Raw genomic sequence first — 25,468 nt, 5'->3', positions numbered from 1 at the left:
CCGCTGCATCCGCCTGAGCCTGCGCATCTGCTGCCGCCTGTGCGTCTGCTGCCGCTGCATCCGCCTGAGCCTGCGCATCTGCTGCCGCCTGTGCGTCTGCTGCCGCTGCATCCGCCTGAGCCTGCGCATCTGCTGCCGCCTGTGCGTCTGCTGCCGCCTGCGCTGCCGCTGCATCGGCCTGAGCCTGCGCATCTGCTGCCGCCTGTGCGTCTGCCGCAGCCTGTGCCGCTGCGGCGATGCGGGCTTCGGTCTCGGCCAAAAGCTGCAACAACGCGGGGTCGGTCAGATCGCAGGCCTTATCGCCATCCGGCGCGCAGACCACTGTGCCATCCGAGGCGATAAGCGCGCCCTGCGCGTCCAGCGTCTGCGCCAGCAAAGGCCAAGGCTGCACGCCCGCCAAAGCCATCGACAGCACCGCGGTAGAGCCCCAAAGTCGTTTCATCAAATCACCCTTTTCAAAAAGTCGCCAAGCAAAGCCCGATCGCTGCGGGCTCCATCGCGCTATCTGGCCCAAAACTGCGCCGCTATGCGATATCATCGCGCTCTTATAGCGTGGTTATCGCCTAGCCGCGCGTCAGCATCTGCATCAAGCGCGCTTTTTCGCCGACGTCACTGGCCTTTGAGATCACCTCGCCCAGCGCTTGCAGCGAAGCCACCGAATGGCCGGCGCGAAAGCTGTCGACATGCGGCAGCATCGCCATCACGCCAGCGGCGCGCGGGGCAAAGCCATCCCAGCGCAGCAAGGGGTTCAGCCAGATCAGCCGCCGCGTTGAAAGATGCAACCGCGCCATCGCGGCCTCCAGCACGCCGGTCTCGTCGCGGTCCAGCCCATCGGTGATCAGCAAAACCACAGCCCCCTGCCCCAAGACCCTGCGCGACCAATCGCGGTTGAACGCGGCAATCGAGCTGCCAATGCGGGTGCCGCCCGACCAATCCTGCGCCTCGGCCCCTGCGGCCTTAAGGGCTGCATCGACGTCGCGGTGCTGCAAATGGCGGCTGATATTGGTCAGGCGGGTACCAAAGGTAAAGGCATGCACCTTGGCCCAGCCTTGGCCGCGCTGATTGGCCACCGCATGCAGAAAATGCAGCACCATGCGGCTGTATTGCGCCATGCTGCCCGAGATATCGCAGATCACCACCAAATTCGGCCAGCGCTGTTTGGGCGCGCGCGGGTGCAGCGCCATCACCTCGCCGCCCGTGCGCAGTGCCGCGCGCATCGTTGCACGCGGGTCAATCCGCGCCCCAGCGCCCGCCCCCACCGCCATGCGCCGCGTTTTCAGCGGCTGCACCGGCAGCGACAGCCGCGCCAGCATCCGCTTGGCCTCGGCCATCTCGGCCAGCGACATCAGCTCGAAATCCAGGGTTTTCAAGCGTTCTTCAGCCGAGACGGTGGCGCTTGCGTCGATCTCCAGCTCTTGGCCCTGATCTTGTGCTTCGGGCAGCTCTGGCGGGGCTGGCGCTTTGCCGTCCAGCAAGGCTTCGGCCGCGCGGCGCTCGGCTGCCACCGCGGCGCGGTCTTCTTGCGCGCCTTTGATCTGCGGGATCATGAAGGACATCATATGTTCCAAAAACTGCGGATCGCGCCAGTAAAGCCGAAAGATCTGATCAAACACCTCGCGCTCTTCGGGGCGGCTGACAAAAACCGCCTGTAGGGTCCAATAAAAATCCATCCGCGTGCTAAAGCCTGCCAGCGCGACCGCGCGCACCGCCTCGATCACCCGTGAGGGGCCAATCGGCAGACCTGCCCGACGCAAAGCACGGGCGAAATGCGCGATGTTTTGCGACAGCTTGCCGTCTTGATGCACCGCCAGATCAGCCAAGCGCCGCCCTCACCCGTTCAAGGTTTTGCGCATGCACGGCGGCATAGGGGGCAAAGTAGCTCAGAGTGCCATCGGCCAAATGATCCGCAATCGCCAGCCGCAGATCGGCGGGCGCGCCTTGCTGCAACAAGGTGATATAGGCGGCGGTCGCCTGCCACAGGCGCGCGTCATAGCCCCCCGCCGCAAGTCTGTCGGGCGCGCCATGGTTGGGCAAGATATACTGCGCGCCCAAAGCCGCCAGCCGGTCAAGATCGGCCAGATGCAGCGCAAAATCCTGCGGCGCACCGACATAGGTGACGCAATCTTCCACCGTATCGCCCGCAAGCAAAATCCCGCGCTCGGGCAACCAGATCACAGTGGCATCATCGGAATGGATATTGGCGCAGATCAGCTCGACCCGCTGCCCGCCCAGATCAAGGCTTAGCGCGCCGTCAAAGACCTGATCCGGTAGCACCAAGGGGCAAATCGCAGGCAGGCCGTGAAAGCTGCCGTCTTCGATGCCTGTGCTATGTGCTGCAAGATGGGCTGCGGTGCGGCGGTTGGCGATCACCTCGCAGCCCGCAAAAGCCTCGGTGCCCGCAACGTGATCCAGATGCCAATGCGACAGCACCACCCTGATCTGCGTGACCCCGCGCGCAAGCAAGGTCTCGCGGATAAAAACGCCATGTGGCAGCGAGACATGGGTGTCATAGACAATCGCCTGCTGCCCCGCGATCAGCGCATAAGACGCGATGCCCAGCGACAAAGCGCCCTCATCGACCCAATTCGCACCTTCGGCAAAGCGGTGGCCCGCGACACGCCCATCGTAAAACGCCAAGATCCCCGGATGCGGTTCTAGGATGCGCAGATGGTCAAGCCTCACACCAGCCCCCGCCGGATCTCGTCCAAGATCTTGCCCGCCTCTAGGCTTGACAGCTTTTGGATATCGTCTTGGTATTTCAGCACCGCCCCCAAAGTATCGGCAATCACCTCGGGGGAAAGTGCGATCACATCCAGCGCCAGCAGGCATTTCGCCCAATCAATGGTTTCGGCCACGCCGGGCTTTTTGAACAGATCTTCTTCGCGCAGGCGCTGGACAAAGGCCACCACCTCGCGGCTGAGCGCTGCGGGGGCCTCGGGCACTTTGCTGTGCAGGATTTGCAGCTCGCGCTCGAACCCCGGATAATCGACCCAATGATAAAGGCAGCGGCGCTTGAGCGCGTCATGCACCTCGCGGGTGCGGTTCGAGGTCAGGATCACAATCGGCGGCGCAGGGGCTTTGATGGTGCCAAGCTCGGGGATGGTGACCTGAAAATCCGATAGGGCCTCTAGCAAAAACGCCTCGAAAGGTTCGTCGGTGCGGTCCAGCTCGTCAATCAGCAATACCGGCGGGCCACCTGCCTGCGGGCGCATCGCGGCCAACAGGGGCCGCTCGATCAGATAGTCTTCGGAAAATAGCCCCTCGCGCCCCACCGCCTCGCCTGAGCGGATGGCGATCATCTGCGCGGCAAAGTTCCATTCCGCCACCGCCGAGGCCGCGTCCAACCCCTCGTAGCATTGCAGCCGGATCAACCGCCGCCCCAAGGCCGCCGCGATCACCTTGGCGATCTCGGTCTTGCCAACGCCTGCCTCGCCTTCCAAAAACAATGGCTTGCCAAGTTTAAGCGACAAGAACACCACCACCGCCAAGGCGCGTGCTGCGACATAGCCCTCGGCGGCCAGCAGCGCTTCGACCTCGTCAATTGATGCAGGCAATCCCATAACATCCCCCCCGTTTTGCGCCATGCTGGCCCCGGCTGTGGCAAGGGTCAAGCGCCCATGCAGGCCCTACGACCTAAGCACAGGTCGATATTCTGCTTTCCTTCACAGGCGTTCTGCGCGCAAATAGTGCTGTAGTTGCCCTGATGAGTGATAAATCCCCCCATGCGCGCGCTGTGTATTCTTGGTGTGAAAAACGAAGCCGCCTTTCTGCTGGACTGGCTGGCCCATCACCGCGCCTGCGGTTTTAGCGATTTTCTGGTCTATTCCAACGATTGCAGCGATGGCACCGATCTGATGCTGGACCGCTTATCCGATATGGGCTGGCTGACACATGTCCGCAACGATGGCCCGCATGACGAAGGCCCGCAATGGTCGATGCTCAAATCCGCAGATAGGCACCCGCTGCGGCAGGCGGCTGATTGGATTTTGTTTAGCGACATCGATGAATTCGTCAATATCCACACCGGAGACCGCCGCCTGCCCGCGCTGCTGGCGGCGCTGCCGCAGGCCACTGCGATTGCGCTGACATGGCGGCTGTTTGGCAACGCCGGCGTGATCGAGATTAACGATAGCCCGGTGACGACAAGCTTTACGCATGCAGCCCCAGCCAGCTTTGCTTGGCCTTGGCGGGCGCAGATGTTCAAGACCCTGTTCAAAAACGATGGCACCTACCGCAAACTGGGCGTGCATCGCCCGCGCAATCCAGACCCCGAGCGTCTTGCCGCCGCGCGCTGGTATGACGGCTCGGGTCGCGATCTGGCGGCCAGCATGGCGATGGGGCGGATCTTTTCTGATTACAGCCGCGACAACTATCAGCTGGTGCAGCTGAATCATTATGCGTTGGGCTCGATGCAGAACTACATTGTCAAGGCCGACCGCGGCCGCGCCAACCGCGCGGCATCGGGCTTTGATATGTCCTATTGGGTCGAGCGCAACTTTTGCGAGATCGAAGACCGCAGCATCACCCAGCTTGACAGCCAAGACCTGCGCGCCGAATTGCGCGCCGACCCGCAACTGGCGCAGCTGCATCAGTCTGGACTGGCTTGGCGCAAAGCCCGATTCGAAACCCTGATGCAAGACGAGGCCTGGCGTGGGCTTTTTGGCAGGCTGTTGCTGACACCGCCCTCAAAAACCCTAAGTTTTGCCCAAGCCGCCCCGCTGTTGCGCTATACCAGAGCCTCTCCCTTGGGTTGAATTGAAACAATCGGCCCGCATTGTTTTTAAAGCGCCAGATAATCGGCCATGTTTATTCCTTGCTCCTGCCGCAGAGCGCCACGACACTAAGGACCGTTAGGATGTGCTTGTAAATGTGACCCCGCCAAGGTTTGGGGAAAAGGTTATATGATGACGGATACCGAAGCTGAAACCGACCCGCTAATCGACCCGCGCGGACTTTGGGCGGCCAAACTGGAAAAGATGACAGCCGAGTCTGGCTATTTTCACCAGCTTGGCGCCAATCATTTCGGGGTCTTTCTGGATGAGGGCACCACCTTGCTGGTGACCTTTGAAAGCCTAAGCAGTGTTTTGGCCAGACCGGCGCAACTGCCCTTGGCGTTCGATCAAGCCAAGGCCAATGGCTGGTCGCTTTTGACCCTGATTGCTGATGGCGAGACTTGGTTTCGCGATCCAGCGATCTATGCGTTTTTTGACCGACAAGTGGACGATGCGTTTTTCGAAGATTTCGACCGCGTGCTGTTTTATGGCGCGGGCATGGGCGGCTATGCGGCCTGCGCCTATTCGGTCGCCGCACCAGGCGCACAGGTGCTGGCGCTGAACCCGCGCGCCACGCTTGACCCGTCGCAAACCCGCTGGGACAATCGCTCCCGCCTTGCCAGCCGGTTGGATTTCACCTCGCGCTATGGCTATGCCCCCGACATGCTGGAAGGCTGCGCTCATGCCACGGTGATCCACGACCCCGTGATTGTTCCAGATGCGATGCAAGCCGCGCTGTTTCGCGCGCCCTATATCACCCGTCTATCAGCCCGCAACATGGGCGAGGCGCTCGAGCCGCATTTCGTGGCCACCGAGATCTTACCGCCGCTGATCGAACAGGCAATGGCCGCCAAACTGACCACAGAAAGCTTTTCCAAGCTCTGGCGTGTGCGGCGCAACTATCTGCCCTATCTGAAAAATCTGCTGTCCCTCTCTGAACAGGCCGGCCGCAGTGGCCACGAGCGGATGATCTGCAATTCAGTGCTGCAACGGGTGCGGGCCCCGCGCTTTGTCAAGCGCCTTGCGCGGCTGAACGCCTTAGAAAACCGCGACGAAGCCGACGACAGCGCCACAATGCATACAGAAGATTAAAGCTCTGCCACCGCTTGCGTCAACCGCTGGGCATTGGCCCGCGTCCGCTGCCGCAACGGTGCCAAGGCCGCCATTGCAATATCGGAAGCCCCCGCCCCCACCATGACCGCGTGCAAGGCGGCCTGGCTGGCGCAATGCGCGGCTTGCAGCTTTTCGGCAAGCATCTCCTCCGCCTCGGTCTGCGCCATCGGCCAAAGTCCTGCAAAACCGGCCAAACGCAGCCCGATCACCACCTGCGCCTCGGTGAAGATTTCGGCGATCTCCAGACTGGGCCGCATCAGATCAAAAGGATCATATAACCGCATCCGCCCCTCCATCGCATCTCTCGTATCAAAGCCCGAATGCTGCGCCGCAGCAAGCCTTATGCACCAGCAGGCTAAGATTGCGGCCCTTGATGCAAAGCCGCGCCAAGTTTGCCGCAAAAACTGCGCTATATGCCACAATCCCCCCTAGATAATGCCAAAGCCCTGCGCTAGGGCTTGACTTATGACACAGCGTATCACCCTCGCCCGCCCCGATGATTGGCACCTGCACCTGCGCGATGGCGCGATGCTCAAAGGTGTCTTGCCTGAAACTGCGCGCCATTTTGCCCGCGCGCTGATCATGCCAAACTTGGTGCCGCCGGTGGTCACCGCAGCCCAAGCGGCCAGCTACCGCGACCGCATTCTTGCAGCCCTGCCCGCGGGAGCCGATTTTAAACCGCTGATGACGCTTTATCTGACCGAAACCACCGATCCCGCCGATGTGGCTACCGCCGCAGCCTCGGGTCTGGTCAAAGCGGTCAAGCTTTATCCCGCAGGGGCGACCACAAATTCGCACTCCGGCGTCAAAGATTTCGACAAGGTGCAGAGCGTGCTGGAAAAGATGGCCGAGATCGGCCTGCCGCTCTGCCTGCACGGCGAGGTAACAGATGCCGAAGTAGATATCTTTGACCGCGAGGCCGTGTTCATCGATACCGTCCTTGACCCGCTGCGCCGCCGCAACCCAGATCTGCGCGTGGTGATGGAACATATCACCACCGCGCAAGGCGTCGATTACGCCCGCGCAGGCGGTGCCAATCTTGCCGCCACAATCACCACGCATCATCTCATCATCAACCGCAACCATATCCTCGCAGGCGGCATAAAACCGCATTACTACTGCCTGCCGGTGGCCAAACGCGAAAGCCACCGCCTTGCTCTACGCGCGGCCGCCACCTCTGGCGAAGCGCGCTTCCTGCTTGGCACCGATTCCGCCCCGCATGTCGACGCGCTCAAAGAACACGCCTGCGGCTGCGCTGGCTGCTTTACCGCCACCAACACAATGGCGCTGCTGGCGCATGTATTTGAGGAAGAAGGCGCCCTTGATCAGCTCGAGGCCTTCGCGTCACTGAACGGCCCTGCCTTTTACCGCCTGCCCGTCAATGAAACCACCATCACCTTGGTCAAACACGAATTGCCACAAAGCTTCCCCGAGAAAATCCTCACCGAAGCAGGCCCCGTCACCGTTTTCAACCCAGGCTTCCCCGTGCATTGGCACGTCGAAACCTGATTTCATCTTGGCCTAAATATCCCCGCCGGAGGCTCCTTTCGCTTGCCGCAGAACGCTCCGCGGGGGATATTTTCACCAAGATGAAAGCCGCAACCCAAGCTATAGGACCGCCCGATGATCCCAACTTCTTTCCCGCCCCGCGATGAAATTGCCCGTCTTACTGCGCGTGCGCTGCTGGAAATCAAGGCGGTGCATTTTAATGCCGAGACGCCGTTTACCTTGGCTTCGGGGCTGCCGTCGCCGACCTATATTGATTGCCGTAAGCTGATTTCCTATCCGCGCATTCGCTCGGTTTTGATGGATTTTCTGACTGTGACCGTGATGCGCGACGCAGGCTTTGAGGCCTTTGACAATGTGGCGGGAGGGGAGACGGCGGGGATACCTTTTGGTGCTTGGGTGGCCGAGCGGATGGCTTTGCCGATGACCTATGTGCGCAAAAAGCCCAAAGGCTATGGCCGCAATGCTCGCATTGAAGGCGCAATGACTGAGGGTCAGCGGGTGTTGTTGGTCGAAGATCTGACCACAGATGGCGGATCGAAGCTGTCGTTTGTGGATGCGATCCGCGAGACTGGGGCCAGTTGCGCGCATACGGCCGTGATCTTTTACTATGGCATTTTTCCCGAGACCACGCAGCGTTTGGCCGATCACGGGGTGCAGTTGCATCATCTTTGCACCTGGTGGGATGTCTTGGCCGAGGCGCGTGCGCAAGCGGCTTTTGACGAGAAGACCCTAGCCGAGGTCGAGGTGTTCTTGCACGATCCACGCGCTTGGCAGGCGGCACGCGCAAAGTAAGGCACCGAAAAAAATCTGTGCAGCTTTCTGGGGATGGCTTGTGGATAAGCCATCCTTTTTTCTGGTCTCTGCCTTTTGAAGGGCTTTTCACCGCCAAATGTGGTAGCATGCGCGAAGTCTGCCGCAGCATCTGCGTTCTGCATATGACTTAGCCCCAGATGGCCTGCTATTTGGCTTGGGGGTAGATGCAGGTTAGGGTGATGGATCGAGCCTTATCTGCAGGCCAAGCGAGGATAGTATGAACGAAGTCGCCACCATCCGCCAAGCCTTGCCTGCCACCTTGGGCGAGACCGAGGTTTTGCCGCATAATATTGAGGCAGAACAGCAGCTTTTGGGCGCTATCCTGACCAATAACGAGGTTTATGACCGCATTGCTTCTTTGGTCAAACCCGAGCATTTTCACGACCCCGTGCATCAACGCATCTTTGAACGCGCCGCTGCCCGCATTCAGAAGAACGCGCTGGCGACGCCTGTGACGCTGAAGCCGTTTTTTGAAGATGACGAGGGTTTGCGCGAATTGGGCGGCCCGTCTTATCTGGTGCGCTTGGCTGGGGCTGCGATCTCGTCTTATGCGGCGCGCGATTATGCGCAGATGATTTATGATCTGGCGGTGCGGCGCGAGTTGATCGGGCTGGGGCGCGATATTGCCGCACGCGCCGCCAAGGTCGAGGTGCATTCCGAACCCAAAGAGCAGATCATCGAGGCCGAGCAGCGGCTTTACAAGCTGGGCGAGCAGGGTGTTGCCGAGCGCGGGTTTCAGTCGTTTCTGAAGGCCGTGACCGAGGCGGTCAATGTCGCCAATGCCGCCTATCAGCGCGATGGCGGGCTTGCGGGCGTGTCGACCGGGTTGATTGATCTGGATAAAAAGCTTGGCGGTCTGCATCCTTCTGATCTGTTGATCCTTGCCGGGCGCCCGTCGATGGGCAAAACCTCGCTGGCCACCAACATCGCCTTTAACATCGCCAAGGCCTATAAGCGCGGCATGACGCATGAGGGCACCGAGGGCGCGGTGGAAGGCGGCGTGGTGGGGTTTTTCAGCCTTGAGATGAGCGCCGAGCAATTGGCCGCAAGGATCCTGTCCGAGGCCTCAGAGGTGCCGTCCGAACAGATCCGTCGCGGCGATATGACCGAGCAAGAGTTCCGCCGCTTTGTCGAGGCCGCCAAAAGCCTTGAATCCTGCCCGCTTTATATCGACGACACCCCTGCGTTGCCGATCAGCCAGGTGGCTGCGCGCGCGCGGCGGCTGAAGCGCACGCATGGATTGGATGTGTTGATCATCGACTATTTGCAATTGCTGAAGGGTTCGTCGAAAGAAAACCGCGTGCAAGAGGTTTCCGAGATTACCCAAGGCCTGAAAGCAATTGCCAAAGAGCTGAACATTCCGGTGATCGCGCTGTCGCAGTTGTCGCGTCAGGTGGAATCGCGCGAAGACAAGCGGCCGCAGCTGTCAGATCTGCGCGAATCCGGCTCGATCGAGCAAGACGCCGATGTGGTGATGTTCGTTTACCGCGATGAATATTATAAGGAACGCGAAAAGCCCGGCGATCACGAGCTGGACAAGATCGCGCAATGGCAGACCTTGATGGAATCGGTGCGCGGCAAGGCCGAGGTGATTATCGGCAAGCAGCGCCACGGGCCGATTGGCTCGGTCGAGCTGTCGTTTGAAGGTCGCTTTACCCGCTTTGGCAATTTGGCCAAGCAGTGGCAGGGCTCGGGTCCGGGCGAGGATGTTGGGTTCTAGCAGCGCAGGCGGGGGGCTGCGATGCCCCCCTTTGCCGCGCTATTTCGGCAAGATCGGGTCGCGCAGCAGGCGCAATCCGTTCAGCACCACCAAAAGTGTGCCGCCTTCATGGCCGATCACGGCCAGCGGCAGCGGCAGGTCAAAAAACAGCCCCGCGATGACCAAAACCACCATCGCGCCAATCGCAAAGCCCAGATTTTGCTTGATAATCCGCGCCGCGCGTTTCGAGAGCGCATGGGCCATCGCCAGACGCGCCATGTCTTCGGACAAAAGTGCGACATCGGCGGCCTGCAAGGCCACCTCGCTGCCCGCAGCGCCCATGGCAATGCCGACATCAGCGCGCGCCAGCGCTGCAGCATCATTGACGCCGTCGCCGACAAAGGCCACCGCACCCTTGGTCGCAAGTTTGGCGACCAAGGCGACCTTATCTTTGGGCATCAGCCCTGCGTGTACCTCGGACGGTTTCAGCCCAAGGCTTGCGGCGATGCGCAGCGCCACTTCGCGGCGATCTCCGGTCATCATCACGATCTCGGCAACACCGCCTTGGCGCAAGGCGGCAATGCCGGCGGCGGCGGTCTCGCGCAGCGCATCGGCGACCGAAACCGCGCCCAAAAGCACCGCGCCGCGCCCCAGATAGACGATGGTTTCGGCCCCCGCCTGCAAGGCGTCGCATTCGGGGCCAGCCACAGCCCCCATGCGGTCAAGCATACGGGTGTTGCCGGCCCAAAGCGCGCCCGTAGCATCCTGGCCCGTGATGCCCTCGCTGGGCCAAGCCTTGACCTCGCGCGCAGGGCTCAGCGGCAGACCCGCGGCTGTGGCTGCGCGCAAAACGGCGGCGGCGATGTGATGTTCGGACCCCGCCTCTAGCCCTGCAAGTGCGGCCAAGACCTGATCTTTGCTGCCTTGCAGCGCCACAATCCCCGTCACCTCGGCGCGGCCATTGGTCAGGGTGCCGGTCTTGTCAAAGGCAAAGGCGCGCACCGAGGCCAGCCGTTCCAGCGCGGCCCCACCTTTGAACAACACCCCACCGCGCGCCGCAGCTGACAGCGCCGAAAGGATCGCGGCAGGCACCGAAATCACCACCGCACAGGGGCTTGCCGCGACCAGAACCGTGGCCGCGCGGTAAAGCGCTGCGTCAAAGCTGTTGCCCAAGCCCCAAAGCGTGGCGAAAACCGCCACCGCGCCCAAAAGCACCACAACGGTATAGCGCGCGCCGAACCATTCCGAGAATCGCTCTGACGGGGCCTTCATCGCTTGGGCTTGGGTAACCAGATCAATCATCCGCGCCACGGTGCTTTCGCCCAAGCCGCGCCGCACCTGCAGCGTCAGCACGCCGTGCAGGTTCACCGTCGCCTCGTGCAGCGCATCGCCCACCGCCTTGGACACTGGCAGCGATTCGCCGGTGATGGTGCTTTCATCCACCTCGCCGGCGCCATCGGTGATCACCCCGTCCAAAGGCACCCGCGCACCGGGCCGCAGCAGCAGATGATCGCCCACCGCCACCTCTGCCACCGCAACCTCGTCAAAACTGCCGTCGCCGCGCAGCCGCAGCGCGGTTTCAGGCCGCAGCGCCATCAGCGCATCCACCGCCGCCCGCGCCCGCCCCATAGCGCGATGCTCGAGCATGCCCGCCGTCGAGAACAGCGCCAGCAGCACCGCCCCTTCCAATGCCGCCCCCACGGCAGCGGCCGCAAGCGCTGCGATCACCATCAACAGATCAATATCCAGCCGCCCACGCCCAAACAGCTCGCGCAGCGCCGATATCGCCGCCGGAATCCCGCCCGCCGCGAAAGACATCGCCAAGGCCGCCGGCACCACGCCCTGCGGCAGGGTCAGCGCAAAGCGGTCCAGCAGCGCCACGCCCAAGCCCAGACAGGTGATAAGCGTCAGCGCAAGTTCGATTTTGCCCGCGTCATGGGAATGGCCGTGATCCTGATCGGGCATGCGATACTCCCTATTTTGCCGCAGGTTGCGCCTGTTGTCGGCGCGACACAAGCCAAAGCGAGTGGCACCTTCCCGCCACCGATGCACATTTCACTGTAGGCATCTGCGAATTCCCCCTTGACCGCAGACGCGCGCCTGTCAAAACCGCGCTATGGCTACAGCAACTCTCTCCGTCGATCTTGAGGCCATTGCCGCCAACTGGCGCGCTTTGGACAAGGCATCTGCAACCGGCGTGCAAACCGCCGCCGTGGTCAAGGCGAATGCCTATGGCCTTGGCCTGTCACGGGTGGCGCGCAGCCTGGCCCAAGCAGGTGCGCGCCGCTTTTTCGTCGCCGTTACCGAAGAGGGCGTGACGCTGCGGCAGATCTTGGGCCCAGGGCCGCAGATTTGCGTGCTGTCTGGCCATATGGCCGGCGACACCGAGATGGTGGCCGATCTCGATCTGACGCCGATGCTGAACTCGCTGGATCAGGTGACGCGGCATCTGGAATCGCTGCCCGGCCATGCCTTTGGCGTGCAGCTTGACAGCGGCATGAGCCGTCTGGGCATGGCAGAGGCAGAATGGGAGGCGATTGCGCCTTTCGTGCTGGAAGCAGGGCCAGAGCTGTTGATGTCGCATCTGGCCTGCGCAGACGAGCCCGATCACGCGATGAACGAGGCGCAGCTGGCGGCCTTTCATGCCATGACCGATGGCACCGGCGTGCCAAGGTCTTTGGCGGCCACGGGCGGCATTTTGCTGGGCGCGAAATATCACTTTGATCTGACCCGACCCGGCATTGGACTTTATGGCGGGCGCCCCTATGAGGCCGCCTGCCCCGTCGTCGGGCTGTCGCTGCCGGTGATTCAAACCCGCCAAATCGCAGCGGGCGAGGCGGTGGGCTATGGCTGCACTTGGGTCGCGCAACAGCCAACCCGTGTGGCCAGCCTTTCGGGTGGCTATGCCGATGGCTTGCCGCGCAGCCTGTCGAATGCTGCCGTGCTTTGGGATGGCGACACCCCCTGCCCGCTGATTGGCCGTGTGTCGATGGACACCATCACCGTCGACATCACCCATCTGCCGCATATTCCGCGCAGCCTTGATATTTTGGGGCCAAACCAAAGCCCCGATCAGCTGGCCGATGTCGCAGGCACCATTGGCTATGAGATTTTGACCGGCATCAGCCAGCGCTATTACCGCCGCTATGTCGAGGGTGGCAAATGAGTGCAGTCACCGCCCCTTTGGCAGGACTTGGCCGCGCGGTGCTGTCTGCGCTGGCGGCCTTGGGGCGGATTGCGATCTATGGCGGCCAGACCCTGAAGGCCGCGTTGCGCCCGCCGTTCTATCCGCGCGAGGTGCTGAGTGCGCTTTTGCAGGTTGGCTGGCTGTCACTGCCGGTGGTGGGGCTGACCTCGATCTTCACAGGCGGCGCGCTGGCGCTGCAAATCTATTCGGGCGGCCAACGCTTTTCCGCCGAAGCCGTGGTGCCGCAGATCGTCGCCATCGGCATGGTGCGCGAGCTTGGCCCCGTGCTGGTCGGCCTGATGATTGCCGCGCGGGTGACATCCTCGATCGCCGCAGAAATCGCCACGATGAAAGTCACCGAGCAGATCGACGCGCTGGTGACACTTTCGACCAACCCCTTGCAATATCTAACAGTTCCGCGCGTGCTTGCAGGGGTTTTGACCGTGCCTTTGCTGGTGGGGGTGGGCGATATCATCGGGGTGATGGGCGGATTTCTGGTCTCGACCGAACAGCTTGGGTTTAACCGCGCGGGCTATATCAACAACACCGTCGATTTTCTGACCATGCCCGACATCGTGTCTTCGCTGATCAAAGGCGCGGTCTTTGGCTTTATTGCGACCTTGATCGGCTGTTATTACGGCATGAACTCGGGCCGTGGGGCGATGGGGGTCGGATCGGCCACCAAGGGCGCTGTGGCCACGGCCTCGATCCTGATATTGGCTGCGAATTTCGTGCTAACCTCGGTGATGTTCGGATCATGATAGAGCTTTTGGGCGTCCAGAAATCCTTTGGCCACAACCACGTTCTGCGCGGGGTCGATCTGAAAATTGCGCGCGGCACCTCGATGGTGGTGATCGGCGGCTCGGGTACGGGCAAATCGGTGTTGCTGAAATCCATTCTTGGGCTTGTGGTGCCGGATGCGGGCACCATCACGCTGGACGGGACCGATGTCACCAAAACCGACCGCGATACCTTTCTGGCGCGCTTTGGCATGTTGTTCCAAGGCGGCGCGCTGTTTGACAGCCTGAAGGTCTGGGAAAACGTCGCCTTTCGTCTGCTGCGCGGCGCAAAGGCGCTGCCGAAAGACCAAGCGCGCGAGATCGCGATTGAAAAGCTGCGCCGCGTCGGGCTAAAGCCCTCGACCGCCGACCAATTGCCCGCCGAGCTGTCGGGCGGCATGCAAAAACGTGTGGGTCTTGCCCGCGCCATTGCCGCCGAACCCGAGATCATCTTTTTCGACGAACCCACCACCGGGCTTGATCCGATCATGTCGGGCGTGATCAATGCGCTGATCCGCGAGATTGTGGTCGAGATGGGTGCCACGGCGATGACGATCACGCATGATATGTCCTCGGTCCGCGCCATCGCAGACACCGTGGCGATGCTGCATGACGGCAAGATCCGCTGGACGGGGCCTGCGGCAGAAATGGATGCAGCTTCAGACCCTTATCTGCAACAGTTCATCCATGGCCGCGCCGAAGGCCCGATTGAATCGGTGCGCTGATATGCTGACCGAGGCGCTGACCCAGCTGATGCTGTTGTCCTTGCAACCACTGCCGCGCCTTGTCATCCCGCTGATCCCCACCGCGATTGCGCTTTGTGCCTATGCCAGCCTGCGCGCGCGCTCGGATGATCCCTTGCGAGCTTGGGTGCAGCTGATCACTGCCGCGACACTGGCGGTTTGGATGGCGGTGCCTTGGCAGCCGCAAGACGGTATGGTGATCGCAGCCACCCGCAGCGTGACGATCTTTGCCTATGGTTATGTGCTGCAAGACTGGCTGAAGGCGGCCTTTCGTACGGGCCTTGATCCGCGCTGGGCGCATCGGGTGGTGATGGTCTCGCTGGTGGCGTCGATGCTGGCCTTGGCACTGGCAAAGCTGCCCTGAACTGCGCCAAAAGCTCTGTGCTGTTTCAGCTTGCGCAACAATGGCAGTTATCCACGCCAGATTGTTCTAAGCGCGACCTGTAATTGTTAAAGTTAATTGCAAAACCTTGGCAAATCTTTACGATTTTAATCCTTAGCAGGCTGGCCCCGGCTTTGGGGGCGAAGGCGGCACTGGGGTGTGATTAAACGGTTGGGTGGTTTTATGGCGGTGCTTGAAACGTTGCGAGGCGCGCTGCGGTTTGCGCAGGCTTTGGCGCAAATGCTGGTCATTGCAGCCACGCTGGGGCTTTGGACAGTAAGCCTTGCTGCGGTCTTCGGGCTTTTGCCTTGGGCGCAGCTGGCGCTGTCTTTTGGCGACACAGCCCTACCACAGGCGGGGATCTGGCTGCAACTTGGGCTTTGTGCGCTGATGGCGGTGCTCGCGCTTTATCTGCCCGCCAATGCCCGCATGGCGCGGCTGGAACGCAGCCACCGCAGCTTTGCCGTCGGGGTGCAGGATGTGGCCCAAGCCTACCGCCAAGCCCATGCCGCCGACCGCAAGGGCGTCTTTGCGCTTTCGGGCGAGTTCGAGAGCATGCGCGCAAGGCTAGAGCATCTGCGCAAACACCCCGATTTTCAGCATCTGGAACCTGAGCTTTTGCAGCTTGCAGCCCAGATGAGCCACGAGACCCGCGATCTGGCACACGCCTATTCCGAGGAAAAGGTCGCGCGTGCCAAGGATTTTTTGCGCCAGCGCCAGCATGAGGTTGATGCTTTCAACGAGCGTCTGGCCACTGCGCGCAGCCTTTGCGACGATCTGCGGCGCTGGTCTACCGACATTAAGGCCGAAGAGCTGCAAGCCCAGATTCAGATCAAACGGTTGGAAGCCGATCTGCGCGAGATCCTGCCGCAGCTGGGTTATGATCTTGAGGAAACCCGCGAGGCCAATGTGGTCTCGTTGCCCAAGCCCAACAAGTAGCTTGACGCCTTGACCTGGCTTGGGCACCACGGCGCGATGAAATACCTAAACCTGTCACTGTTGATCCTGTTTCCCGTGGCTTGGTTCGCGCCGCTTTTACGCGCGGCGGTGCTGCCGATCTTTGGCATGCGCGAAATCTCGGTTGTGACGGGGCTGCAATCGCTTTGGGCCTCGGATGCGGCGCTGGCGCTTTTGGTCACCACCTTGGCAATCTTTGCGCCCTTTGCCAAAACCCTTGGGCTGGCGCTGATCCACTTTGGCTATTTGTCGCGCCGCACCCTGCCCTTGCTGGCTTGGTTAGGCAAATTGGCGATGGCCGATGTGTTCTTGATTGCGCTTTACATCGTCATCGCCAAGGGCGCGGGGCATGTTACCGTGCAGCCGGCTTGGGGGCTTTATCTGTTTACGTTTTGCGTACTGGCCGGGGTCTTGATGTCATGGAGCCGTGCCAAGAAGGCTTGATGCCGGGCGCGTTTCAGGGCACCACAGGCCAATGGCAAAACACTCAAACTCATTCACCTGCACGGCTTGCGGTCAGACCCATGGCAAATGGATCGGCAAATGCGAAGGCTGTGGCGCTTGGAACACGCTGATCGAAGAGGCGCCGCTGTCCAGCGGCCCCAAGGCGCTGGGCAGCAAGGGCCGCTCGATCCATCTGACCGATCTTGCCACCCAAGCCGAAGCCCCACCGCGCGCGTCATCGGGCATTGACGAGCTGGACCGGGTTTTGGGCGGCGGGCTGGTGCCGGCCTCGGCCATTCTGGTGGGCGGCGATCCGGGCATCGGCAAATCCACGCTTTTGCTGCAAGCGGCGGCAAGTTTCGCCAATCATGGGGTGAAATGCCTGTATATTTCGGGCGAAGAGGCCGCAGCCCAAGTGCAGATGCGCGCGCAGCGCTTGGGGCTGACGCAATCGCCGGTGGCTTTGGGGGCAGAGACCAATCTGCGCGATATTCTCACCACGCTTGACGCCGAACGCCCCGGCCTTGCGATCATCGATTCGATCCAGACCATGTGGCTGGATACCGTTGACAGCGCACCAGGCTCGGTCAGCCAAGTGCGCGCCGCCTGTCACGAGCTGGTGACTTTCGCCAAGCGGCGCGGCGTCGCGATCATCCTTGTCGGCCATGTCACCAAAGACGGCCAAATCGCAGGCCCGCGCGTGGTTGAACATATGGTCGATACCGTGCTTTATTTTGAGGGCGAGCGCGGCCATCAGTTTCGCATCTTGCGCGCGGTGAAAAACCGCTTTGGCCCGGCAGATGAGATTGGCGTGTTTGAGATGACCGGCGCAGGCCTGTCGCAGGTGCTGAACCCCTCGGCACTGTTTTTATCCGAACGCGGCCAAGCCTCGCCCGGATCGGCGGTCTTTGCCGGCATCGAAGGCACCCGCCCGGTGCTGACCGAGATCCAAGCCCTTGTCGCCCCCTCGCCGCTTGGCACCCCGCGCCGCACCGTGGTCGGGCTTGATTCGGGCAGGCTTTCCACCATCATCGCGGTGCTAGAGGCGCGCTGCGGCATCCCCTTTGCGGGGTTGGATGTGTTTTTAAACGTCGCAGGCGGCATGCGGGTGACAGAACCCGCCGCCGATCTGGCCGTGGCCGCCGCCATCCTCTCTGCGCGCGAAGATGTGGCAATTCCTCCTGAAACCGTGCTTTTCGGCGAAATCAGCCTTTCTGGCGCGCTGCGCCCTGTCGGACAGACAGAAAACAGGTTGAAAGAAGCCGCAAAACTTGGTTTCTCACAAGCAATCGCGCCCAAGGGATCAAAGCTTGGGCAAGTCGAGGGCATGCAGGTGCGCGAAATGCCCGACCTGACCGCCTTTGTCGGAGAAATGTTCGGGGCGGGTTAAGCCCCAAAAGGAGCGGACGTATGGAAGGTTTTACCCTGGTTGATGGCGTGGTCGCAGGCGTCATCGTGCTGTCAGCCATTCTGGCCTATTCGCGCGGCTTCGTGCGCGAGGTCATGGCGATTGCGGGCTGGGTTGGGGCAGCGCTTTTGGCCTATACCTTTGCCGCCCAAGCGCAACCGCTGGTCAAAGAGCTGCCGGTTCTGAACAAATTTCTTGCCGACAGCTGCGAGCTGTCGCTGATCGCGGCCTTTGCGGTGGTCTTTGCTGTTGGTCTGATTCTGGCGGCGCTGTTCACACCGCTGCTGTCTTCGGTGGTGCAACGCTCGGTTCTGGGCGGGCTGGATCAGGTCTTTGGCTTTTTGTTTGGCGTGGCGCGCGGTATCATTTTGATTGCAGTGGCGTTTTTGGTCTACGATCGGGCCGTGGCCGCCAATACCATTCCGATGATCGATGCCTCGCGCTCGGCCAAGATTTTCGCCTCCTTCCAAGTGGATATCAACCAAGCCGTGCCCTCGGATGCGCCAAATTGGATTGTGGGTCGCTATAACGAGCTGACCACAACCTGCACCAAACCTGCCGAAACCCCGGCAATTGCACCCGCAGAAACCGCCCTTCCTGCCGCGCCTACAAACTAAGCCCTACCCTTATGGGCAGAGCCGCATGCGAGGGGGTGACACTGGCCCGCGATGCGCCTAAATCAGGGCGCATCACCACACCGGAATCGGAGGCTCCATGCAACCCTTCTACGCACATCCCTTTGACGATGATAAGCTCAAGGAAGAATGCGGCGTTTTTGGCGTGATCGGCGTCTCGGATGCCTCGAACTTTGTAGCCCTCGGTCTGCACGCGCTGCAACACCGCGGCCAAGAGGCAGGCGGCATCGTGTCGTATGACCCAGCCACCGGCTTTAACTCGGCGCGCCGCTTTGGCTATGTGCGCGACAATTTCACCAAACCCGATGTGATGGACACCCTGCCCGGCCAATTGGCCATAGGCCATGTGCGTTATTCCACCGCCGGATCAAAAGGCGCAACCGCGATCCGCGATGTGCAGCCCTTCTTTGGCGAATTCTCGATGGGCGGGGCCGCAATCGCCCACAACGGCAACCTGACCAACGCAAGCGCGCTGCGCCGCGAATTGATCGAGCGCGGCTCGATCTTTCAATCCTCCTCTGACAGCGAATGCATCATCCATCTGATGGCGCGCTCGATCCAGAAAAACATCTCGGAACGCATCAAAGACGCACTGCGCCGGGTTGAAGGCGCGTTTTCCATCGTGGCAATGACCCGCACCAAGCTGATCGGCGTGCGTGACCCCTTGGGCGTGCGGCCACTGGTCCTGGGACGGATTGGCGATAACGCATGGGCGCTCTCGTCCGAGACCTGCGGTCTTGATATCATCGGCGCCGAATTCATCCGCGAGATCGAACCTGGCGAGATGGTGGTGATTGAAGACGGCAAGATCAACTCGACCCGCCCCTTTGCCCCGGCAAAATCGCGGTTCTGCATCTTTGAACATGTCTATTTCAGCCGTCCCGACAGCATCCTTGGCGGCCGCTCGGTCTATGAAACCCGTCGCCAAATCGGGGTGGAACTGGCCAAAGAAGCCCCGGTTGACGCCGACCTCGTCTGCCCTGTGCCCGATTCTGGCACACCTGCCGCCATTGGCTACAGCCAGCAATCAGGCATCCCCTATGCGATGGGCATCATCCGCAACCAATATATGGGCCGCACCTTTATCGAACCCTCGGAATCGATCCGCAACATGGGGGTGCGTCTGAAACTCAACGTCAACCGCGCGCTGATCAAGGGCAAACGGGTGATTTTGGTCGACGATTCGGTGGTGCGCGGCACCACCTCACGCAAGATCAAAGACATGATCCTCGAGGCCGGTGCCGCCGAAGTGCACTTCCGCATCGCCTCGCCGCCCACCGCTTGGCCCTGCTTTTACGGCGTCGATACCCCCGAACGCAGCAAACTGCTTGCCGCGACAATGACCGAGGACGAGATGCGCGACTGGATCGGGGTCAACAGCCTCAAATTCATCTCGCTCGACGGTCTTTACCGTGCGGCGGGCGAGGCAAAGGGGCGCAATCCGGCAAGCCCGCAATATTGCGACGCCTGCTTCTCGGGCGAATATCCCGTTGCACCTTCGGATAAAATCGCCGAAGGTTTCGAGATGAAAGCGGCCGAATAACCGCCCGCAGCGCCTGGATCAGCCCTGCCCATGACCCAAGTTTTCGTGCTTTGTACCGGCCGCTGCGGATCGACCACCTTCGCTGCGGCCTGCAAACAGGCGACCAACTTCACCGCCGCCCACGAATCGCGCACCTACCGGCTTGGCGCCGACCGCTTCGCCTATCCGCCAAATCATATCGAGGTTGACAACCGCCTGGCCTGGTTCACCGGCAAACTTGACGCCCGCTTCGGCGCGGCGCCCTTCTACGTCCACCTCAGCCGCGACCGCGCCCAGACCGCCGCCTCTTTCGCCACCCGCCTCAACCACGGGCTGATGAAAACCTACCGCAGCGGCATCCTGCCCAACCTTTTGCTGCGCGAACCGCAAACCCCCGCCCTTGCCATCGCCGAAGACCTTGTCGACACCATCACCGCAAACATCACCCTGTTCTTGCGCGACAAACCCCGCGTGATGCAGATCAGCCTCGAAACCATCACCACAGATTTCCCAAAATTCTGGAATTGGATTGGCGCGCAGGGCAATCTTGACGCCGCCCTCGCCACCTTCGCCACGCGACACAACGCCACCAAGCCCTAAGCCCCCCTTGCCCTTTCATCTTGGCTCAAATATCCCCGCCGGAGGCTTCGACGCCGCAGATGACCGCCCAGATCAAAGGATAAAGCCATGATCCAACGCATCGCCCTGATCACCGGCGCCTCGCGCGGCCTCGGTGCCGCCTTGGCCGAAGATCTTGCCATCCGGGGCTGGCATGTCGTGGCGCTGGCCCGCACCGTAGGCGGGCTAGAAGAGCTTGACGACCGCGTCAAAGCGCTGGGCCTGCCCGGTGCAGGCGGCCTGACGCTTGCGCCGATGGATGTTACCGACAGCGACGCTATGCAGCATCTGTGCCTGTCGATCCATCAGCGTTGGGGCGGCCTTCAACTTTGGGCGCATACCGCGATCCATGCAGCCCCGCTTGCCCCCGCAGGCTCGATTGATGCAAAGGACATGGCGAAATCCGTTGCCACCAACCTGACCGCCACCGCAGCCCTCGTGCCGATGGTCGAACCCTTGCTGCGCGCAGGCGAAGGCCAAGCGCTGTTTTTCGACGACCCGCGCGCAGGCGCGAAATTCTTCAGCAGCTACGGCGCAACCAAGGCCGCCCAAATCGCCATTGCCCGCTCTTGGGCGGCCGAAAATGCCAAGATCGGCCCGCAGGTGCGTATCCTAACCCCCGACCCAATGCCCACCGCCACCCGGGCGCGGTTCTTTCCGGGCGAAGATCGCGCGCCGCTGCATGCGCCGCGCGACGTTGCCCGCCGCCTGCTTGCTGGCCTTTGACGCCGATCCTCTACAGCTTTCGCCGCTGCCCCTATGCAATGCGGGCGCGGCTGGCGCTGATCGCTGCCGATCAGCGCGTGCATCTGCGCGAAATCGCCCTGCGTGACAAACCTGCCGCCTTTCTGGCGGCCTCGCCAAAAGCCACCGTGCCGGTGCTGGTCACCGATCAGGGCGTGATCGCGGAAAGCCTGCAGATCATGCAGTGGGCGCTTGCACAAAACGACCCCGAAGGCTGGTTGCAGATGCCGCCCGAGGCTGCGGCATGGATCGCGCGCTGTGACGGCAGTTTCAAGACTGCGCTCGATGGCGTCAAATACGCCAGCCGCGCGCCCGAGGCGCTGCCCGCCCATCGCGCAAGTGCGATTGCGTTCCTGACCGATCTGAACGCCAGCCTTGGCCTTTGGCTTTACGGCAAACCCAGCCTGGCCGATGCCGCCCTGCTGCCCTTTGTGCGGCAATATGCGATGATTGATCCCGACTGGTTTGCAGCGCAAAACTGGCCGCGCCTGCAAGATTGGCTGGCACGGTTTTTGGCAAGCGAGGCTTTCGCCCGCGCGATGCAAAAGCAGCCGCTTTGGCAGCCGGATGCGGCGCCGCTAGCTTTCCCCTAGCGCCTCGGCCATCGCGGCCCACAAGACCTCGAGCGGTTCAATCCCGACCGAGAGGCGGATAAAGCCCTCGGCCACCTGATCGCCCCAACGCGCGCGCCGCTCGCCCGAGCTATGGGTGCCGCCAAAGCTGGTGGATTGCACCAGATAGCGGCAGTCGGTCAAAAACCGCTCGGCGCGCGCGGCCGATTCCATCTGAAAGCCGATCAGAAAGCCGCCAGAGCCCATTTGCCGCTGCGCCACCGCATAGCTTGCATCGCTCGCAAGCCCCGGATAGCGCACCGCCGTCACCCCGACCTGTTCGCTTAAGCGCTGCGCAATCACCGCAGCCGAGGCGCACATCCGCTCGAGCCGCAGCTCTAATGTCTCAAGCCCGCGATGCACCTGCCAAGCCTCGAACGGCCCCGGCACCGCCCCCGACAGCCTGCGCCAATCGCGCACCCGCGCCATAAGGGCAGCGTCTCGCCCCGCGACATGGCCAAACAGCACATCCGAATGCCCCGCAGGCGCTTTGGTATCAGCCGCCACCACCAAATCGCAGCCCAGATCCAAGGGGCGCTGCAACAGCGGTGTCATCGTGGTGTTATCGGCAATCACCAAGGCCCCTGCCGCGCGGGCACGCGCCACCACGGCTGCAATATCCACCACATCCAAACCGGGGTTCGAAGGCGTTTCCAGATAGACCACCGCAGCACCGCTAAAATCGGCGCTGTCGTAATCGCGCGTTGCCATCTCGACCACTTCAACGCCAAAGGGGGTCAGAAAGCCTGCCGAGAACACCCGCGTGACATAATAGCCATCCGCCGGAATGATCAGCCGGTCGCCCTTTTTCAGCACCGCCATCAGCGCCGCCGAAATCGCCGCCATGCCCGAGGGAAAGCTGACCACCTCGGCCTGTTCCAACAGCGCAAGCTGGGCCTCGACGGCCTCCCAGGTTGACATGCCGTTGCGGCCATAAATATGCGCGGCCCCCGCCACTTCGGGCAGGTGAAAGGTGGCGGCGGGCACGATGGGCAAAGACACCGGATCGCCCTTGGCAAGGCTTTTGCTGCGGTGATGCAATATCTCGGCGGCAATGGTGTGATTGGCGGTCATCGGTCTGCTCCTGCTTTTGTTGCGCCACCCTAATCTGGCGCAGCCCCCACATACAAGAGCCCGCCCAAGATCGTCTCGGGCGGGCTTTGCTGTGGCTATGTGCTGCGGTCAGAGGTGGCTATTCCAAACGCGACGGAAAGCCTTCGGCGCGCAGATCGGTGCCAAGTAGATCTTCCAACAGCTTGGCAATCATCGGCGATTGCGCCTCGCCACCATAGGCGGCTTTGGCGGCGATATAGGTTTGGTTGGTCATGCTGGCCAGATCCAGCGGCACGCCGAATTCCTTGCCAAAGCCCAAGGCAAAGCCCAGATCCTTCAGCGCCAGATCAATGTTAAAGGCGATGTCATAAGACCCGTTCAAGATCAGCGCGCCTTCGGTTTCATGCACAAAGGAATTGCCAGACGAAGCCGCAATCGCCGCATGCGCCTGCGCCAGATCCAACCCGCCGCGCTTGGCCAGCATCAGCGCCTCGGAGGTGGCCTTCAGATGGATAAAGGCCAACATATTGGTGATCACCTTGATGATCGACGAGGACCCAAGCGGCCCCATATGGAAAATCCGGTCGCCCATCGCAGCCATTGCGCCGTGGTGCAAATCAAACAGCGCCTTTGATCCGCCGGCAAGCATGGTGATCTTGCCTTGGGCGGCCAGATGCACACCACCGGTGACCGGCAGCTCCATCATCTCGATCCCCGCAGCCTCGGCCACAGCGCCCAGCCGCAACACATCCTCGCGCCCCAGCGTTGACATCTCCAGCCAAGAGGCCCCCGGCTTCATCACCGGCAAAATCGCGCGCAGCACGCGTTCAGACACGCTGGGCGATGGCAGGCAGGTGATGACATGATCGGCCGCCGCAGCCGCGGCCTCGGCACTGCTGGCAAGGGTTGCGCCCATGGCCACCAGCCGCGCGGCAAGTGCCGGGTTAAGATCAAAAACCGTCACCTCAAAGCCTGCCTTCAGCAGACAGGCGGCACAATTGGCCCCCAGATTTCCAAGGCCTATGTAAGCGTAATGCATGATGTCTCCCTAGTCGCCGAAACCGACGATCCCCTTGATCTCGCAAAAATCGTGGATGCCCCAATCGGCATATTCGCGCCCGTTGCCCGATTGTTTATAGCCGCCAAAGGGGGCGGATGTGTCCCAATCGGGATAGTTCAGATTGACCGTGCCCGCGCGCAGCTGCCGCGCCACCGGCCGCGCCTCGTCAAGTGAGCCCGAGATATAGGCCGCAAGCCCGTAGACGCTGTCATTGGCCATGCGCACCGCATCTGCGACGCTGTCATAGGGCAAGATCGACAGCACCGGGCCAAAGATCTCTTCTTGCGAGATTGTCATCTCGTGTTTGACATCGCCAAAGATGGTGGGGCGCGCGAACCAGCCGCGGCTGACCCCCTCGGGCCGGCCCAAACCACCGCAAACCAAGGTCGCCCCCTCGTCGATGCCCGACTGGATCAGCCGCTGCACCTTGTCAAACTGCGCTTTCGAGATCAGCGGCCCCATGGTGGTGGCCTCATCGCGCGGATCGCCCACCACCACCTCGCCAGCCGCTGCGGCTGCGGCGGCCAAGGCCTCGGCATGGCGCGCGCGCGGCACGAACATCCGCGTCGGCGCATCACAAGATTGGCCGGTATTGCCAAAGCACCCCGCCACCCCTGCGGCAACCGCTGCTGCAAGATCGGCCGAGGGCAGGATGATATTGGCCGATTTGCCGCCCAATTCCTGCGCCACCCGCTTGACCGTAGCGGCGGCCGCTGCCGCCACAGCCGTGCCCGCGCGCGTCGATCCGGTAAAGGACATCATGTCAATCTGCGGATGCTCTGACATCCGCGCACCCACCTCGGGGCCGGTGCCATTGACCAGGTTGAACACCCCCGCAGGCACGCCCGCCGCGTGACAAACCTCGGCAAACAGCACCCCCGACAACGGCGCGATCTCGGAAGGTTTCAGCACCATGGTGCAGCCTGCAATCAGCGCAGGCGCCACCTTGCAGGCAATCTGGTTCATCGGCCAGTTCCAAGGCGTGATCAGCCCGCAGACGCCAATGCCCTCATGCACGATCCGCGTGGTGCCGCGCGCATATTCCCAAGCCATCTCTTCCGCGGCCTTGATCGTGGCCTCGATATGGACTTGGCCCGCCCAAACCTGTGCCTCACGCGCCCAAGTGATCGGCGCGCCCATCTCGGTCGACATCGCTTGCGCGAAATCCTCGGCGCGGGCGTTGTAGATCTCAAGGATGCGCTTGACCAAATCTATCCGCTTTTGCACCGGCCAAACCGTATAGCCGTCAAAGGCCGCCCGTGCGGCTGCAACCGCTGCATCAATGTCGCGTAGATCGCCCAAAGCCACCTGCGCCACAATCTCTTCGGTCGCGGGGTTCTCAACCCCCATCCGCGCCGCTGATTGCGGCGCAACCCATGCGCCATTGATATAGAACTTGCCCAGATTATCCGAGATCAT

26 protein-coding genes are annotated in these 25,468 nt (G+C 61.8%); 17 read left to right on the top strand and 9 right to left on the bottom strand.

Annotated elements, in window-relative coordinates; genetic code table 11:
- From V7Q10_RS10445 to V7Q10_RS10430, 4 genes are all read right to left on the bottom strand, one after another.
- Nucleotides 1–442: hypothetical protein (locus tag V7Q10_RS10445; RefSeq protein WP_333869032.1), on the bottom strand; the 442-nt coding region annotated here is incomplete at its 3' end.
- A 121-nt stretch (nt 443–563) separates the two neighbouring features.
- Entirely contained in the window at nt 564–1,820 is a 1,257-nt protein-coding gene (locus V7Q10_RS10440) for a vWA domain-containing protein (protein WP_333869031.1), read from the bottom strand.
- The gene (locus V7Q10_RS10435) at nt 1,813–2,682 is read right to left on the bottom strand and encodes an MBL fold metallo-hydrolase (RefSeq protein WP_333869030.1); all 870 of its coding nucleotides are present in this window, start codon (nt 2,680–2,682) and stop codon (nt 1,813–1,815) included. Before V7Q10_RS10435 ends, V7Q10_RS10440 begins: the two co-directional genes overlap by 8 nt.
- The gene (locus V7Q10_RS10430) at nt 2,679–3,560 is read right to left on the bottom strand and encodes an AAA family ATPase (RefSeq protein WP_333869029.1); all 882 of its coding nucleotides are present in this window, start codon (nt 3,558–3,560) and stop codon (nt 2,679–2,681) included. The genes V7Q10_RS10435 and V7Q10_RS10430 overlap by 4 nt, the downstream gene beginning before the upstream one ends.
- A 162-nt stretch (nt 3,561–3,722) precedes the next feature.
- Between V7Q10_RS10430 and V7Q10_RS10425 the strand changes: the two genes are divergently transcribed.
- Nucleotides 3,723–4,754, top strand: coding sequence for a glycosyltransferase family 2 protein (locus V7Q10_RS10425; protein WP_333869028.1), 1,032 nt, complete (start codon nt 3,723–3,725; stop codon nt 4,752–4,754).
- 150 nt (nt 4,755–4,904) lie between these two features.
- Nucleotides 4,905–5,864 (top strand): phosphoadenosine phosphosulfate reductase, encoded by a 960-nt coding sequence (locus tag V7Q10_RS10420; RefSeq protein WP_333869027.1) that lies wholly within the window; start codon nt 4,905–4,907, stop codon nt 5,862–5,864.
- Here V7Q10_RS10420 and V7Q10_RS10415 read toward each other — a convergent pair.
- Entirely contained in the window at nt 5,861–6,169 is a 309-nt protein-coding gene (locus V7Q10_RS10415) for an antifreeze protein (protein ID WP_333869026.1), read from the bottom strand. The two genes, V7Q10_RS10420 and V7Q10_RS10415, sit on opposite strands and share 4 nt — an antisense overlap.
- A gap of 181 nt (nt 6,170–6,350) precedes the next feature.
- Here V7Q10_RS10415 and pyrC point away from each other — a divergent pair, with 181 nt between their 5' ends.
- The 3 genes from pyrC (at nt 6,351) to V7Q10_RS10400 (ending at nt 9,927) form a co-directional block, all read left to right on the top strand.
- Nucleotides 6,351–7,394 carry a dihydroorotase gene (gene pyrC / locus V7Q10_RS10410; protein WP_333869025.1) on the top strand — a complete coding sequence of 348 codons (1,044 nt, stop codon included), beginning with the start codon at nt 6,351–6,353 and terminating at the stop codon, nt 7,392–7,394.
- Nucleotides 7,395–7,508: 114 nt separating this feature from the next.
- Nucleotides 7,509–8,186 carry an orotate phosphoribosyltransferase gene (locus tag V7Q10_RS10405; RefSeq protein WP_333869024.1) on the top strand — a complete coding sequence of 226 codons (678 nt, stop codon included), beginning with the start codon at nt 7,509–7,511 and terminating at the stop codon, nt 8,184–8,186.
- Between the two features lie 238 nt (nt 8,187–8,424).
- Entirely contained in the window at nt 8,425–9,927 is a 1,503-nt protein-coding gene (locus V7Q10_RS10400; protein WP_333869023.1) for a replicative DNA helicase, read from the top strand.
- Between the two features lie 39 nt (nt 9,928–9,966).
- Here the strand turns inward: V7Q10_RS10400 and V7Q10_RS10395 are convergent, their stop codons facing one another.
- Nucleotides 9,967–11,871 (bottom strand): heavy metal translocating P-type ATPase, encoded by a 1,905-nt coding sequence (locus tag V7Q10_RS10395; RefSeq protein WP_333869022.1) that lies wholly within the window; start codon nt 11,869–11,871, stop codon nt 9,967–9,969.
- A 151-nt stretch (nt 11,872–12,022) separates the two neighbouring features.
- Here V7Q10_RS10395 and alr point away from each other — a divergent pair, with 151 nt between their 5' ends.
- The 12 genes from alr (at nt 12,023) to V7Q10_RS10335 (ending at nt 21,918) form a co-directional block, all read left to right on the top strand.
- Nucleotides 12,023–13,072: an alanine racemase gene (gene alr, locus V7Q10_RS10390; protein WP_333869021.1), complete on the top strand. Its 1,050-nt coding sequence runs from the start codon at nt 12,023–12,025 to the stop codon at nt 13,070–13,072.
- The gene (locus tag V7Q10_RS10385) at nt 13,069–13,854 is read left to right on the top strand and encodes an MlaE family ABC transporter permease (protein ID WP_333869020.1); all 786 of its coding nucleotides are present in this window, start codon (nt 13,069–13,071) and stop codon (nt 13,852–13,854) included. The genes alr and V7Q10_RS10385 overlap by 4 nt, the downstream gene beginning before the upstream one ends.
- On the top strand, nt 13,851–14,597 hold the full coding sequence (locus V7Q10_RS10380) for an ABC transporter ATP-binding protein (RefSeq protein WP_333869019.1): 747 nt from the start codon (nt 13,851–13,853) through the stop codon (nt 14,595–14,597). The genes V7Q10_RS10385 and V7Q10_RS10380 overlap by 4 nt, the downstream gene beginning before the upstream one ends.
- 1 nt (nt 14,598) lies before the next feature.
- Nucleotides 14,599–14,979: a hypothetical protein gene (locus V7Q10_RS10375; RefSeq protein WP_333869018.1), complete on the top strand. Its 381-nt coding sequence runs from the start codon at nt 14,599–14,601 to the stop codon at nt 14,977–14,979.
- Nucleotides 14,980–15,180: 201 nt separating this feature from the next.
- Nucleotides 15,181–15,936, top strand: coding sequence for a DNA repair protein (locus V7Q10_RS10370; RefSeq protein WP_333869017.1), 756 nt, complete (start codon nt 15,181–15,183; stop codon nt 15,934–15,936).
- A gap of 36 nt (nt 15,937–15,972) precedes the next feature.
- Entirely contained in the window at nt 15,973–16,398 is a 426-nt protein-coding gene (locus tag V7Q10_RS10365; protein ID WP_333869016.1) for a paraquat-inducible protein A, read from the top strand.
- A 31-nt stretch (nt 16,399–16,429) separates the two neighbouring features.
- A complete protein-coding gene (radA, locus tag V7Q10_RS10360; protein WP_333869015.1) occupies nt 16,430–17,788 on the top strand; it encodes a DNA repair protein RadA in 1,359 nt (452 codons plus the stop codon).
- A 20-nt stretch (nt 17,789–17,808) separates the two neighbouring features.
- Complete coding sequence (locus V7Q10_RS10355) at nt 17,809–18,423, top strand: CvpA family protein (protein ID WP_333869014.1); 615 nt, start codon at nt 17,809–17,811, stop codon at nt 18,421–18,423.
- Nucleotides 18,424–18,520: 97 nt separating this feature from the next.
- Nucleotides 18,521–19,984: an amidophosphoribosyltransferase gene (gene purF, locus V7Q10_RS10350; protein WP_333869013.1), complete on the top strand. Its 1,464-nt coding sequence runs from the start codon at nt 18,521–18,523 to the stop codon at nt 19,982–19,984.
- Nucleotides 19,985–20,014: 30 nt separating this feature from the next.
- Nucleotides 20,015–20,563 (top strand): hypothetical protein, encoded by a 549-nt coding sequence (locus V7Q10_RS10345; protein WP_333869012.1) that lies wholly within the window; start codon nt 20,015–20,017, stop codon nt 20,561–20,563.
- A gap of 87 nt (nt 20,564–20,650) precedes the next feature.
- Entirely contained in the window at nt 20,651–21,307 is a 657-nt protein-coding gene (locus tag V7Q10_RS10340; protein WP_333869011.1) for an SDR family NAD(P)-dependent oxidoreductase, read from the top strand.
- A complete protein-coding gene (locus V7Q10_RS10335; RefSeq protein ID WP_333869010.1) occupies nt 21,304–21,918 on the top strand; it encodes a glutathione S-transferase in 615 nt (204 codons plus the stop codon). The genes V7Q10_RS10340 and V7Q10_RS10335 overlap by 4 nt, the downstream gene beginning before the upstream one ends.
- Here V7Q10_RS10335 and V7Q10_RS10330 read toward each other — a convergent pair.
- The 3 genes from V7Q10_RS10330 to V7Q10_RS10320 all read right to left on the bottom strand — a co-directional run bounded on the left by V7Q10_RS10330 (nt 21,904) and on the right by V7Q10_RS10320 (nt 25,468).
- Nucleotides 21,904–23,010: a cystathionine gamma-lyase gene (locus tag V7Q10_RS10330; RefSeq protein WP_333869009.1), complete on the bottom strand. Its 1,107-nt coding sequence runs from the start codon at nt 23,008–23,010 to the stop codon at nt 21,904–21,906. The two genes, V7Q10_RS10335 and V7Q10_RS10330, sit on opposite strands and share 15 nt — an antisense overlap.
- 118 nt (nt 23,011–23,128) lie before the next feature.
- Entirely contained in the window at nt 23,129–24,028 is a 900-nt protein-coding gene (locus V7Q10_RS10325; protein ID WP_333869008.1) for an NAD(P)-dependent oxidoreductase, read from the bottom strand.
- 9 nt (nt 24,029–24,037) lie between these two features.
- Entirely contained in the window at nt 24,038–25,468 is a 1,431-nt protein-coding gene (locus tag V7Q10_RS10320; RefSeq protein WP_333869007.1) for an aldehyde dehydrogenase family protein, read from the bottom strand.

The organism is Cypionkella sp. (genome assembly GCF_036782355.1).
GTDB lineage: Bacteria > Pseudomonadota > Alphaproteobacteria > Rhodobacterales > Rhodobacteraceae > Cypionkella.
The sequence above is the reverse complement of the archived record's forward strand: the minus strand, read 5'-3'. Positions and strand labels throughout refer to the sequence as shown.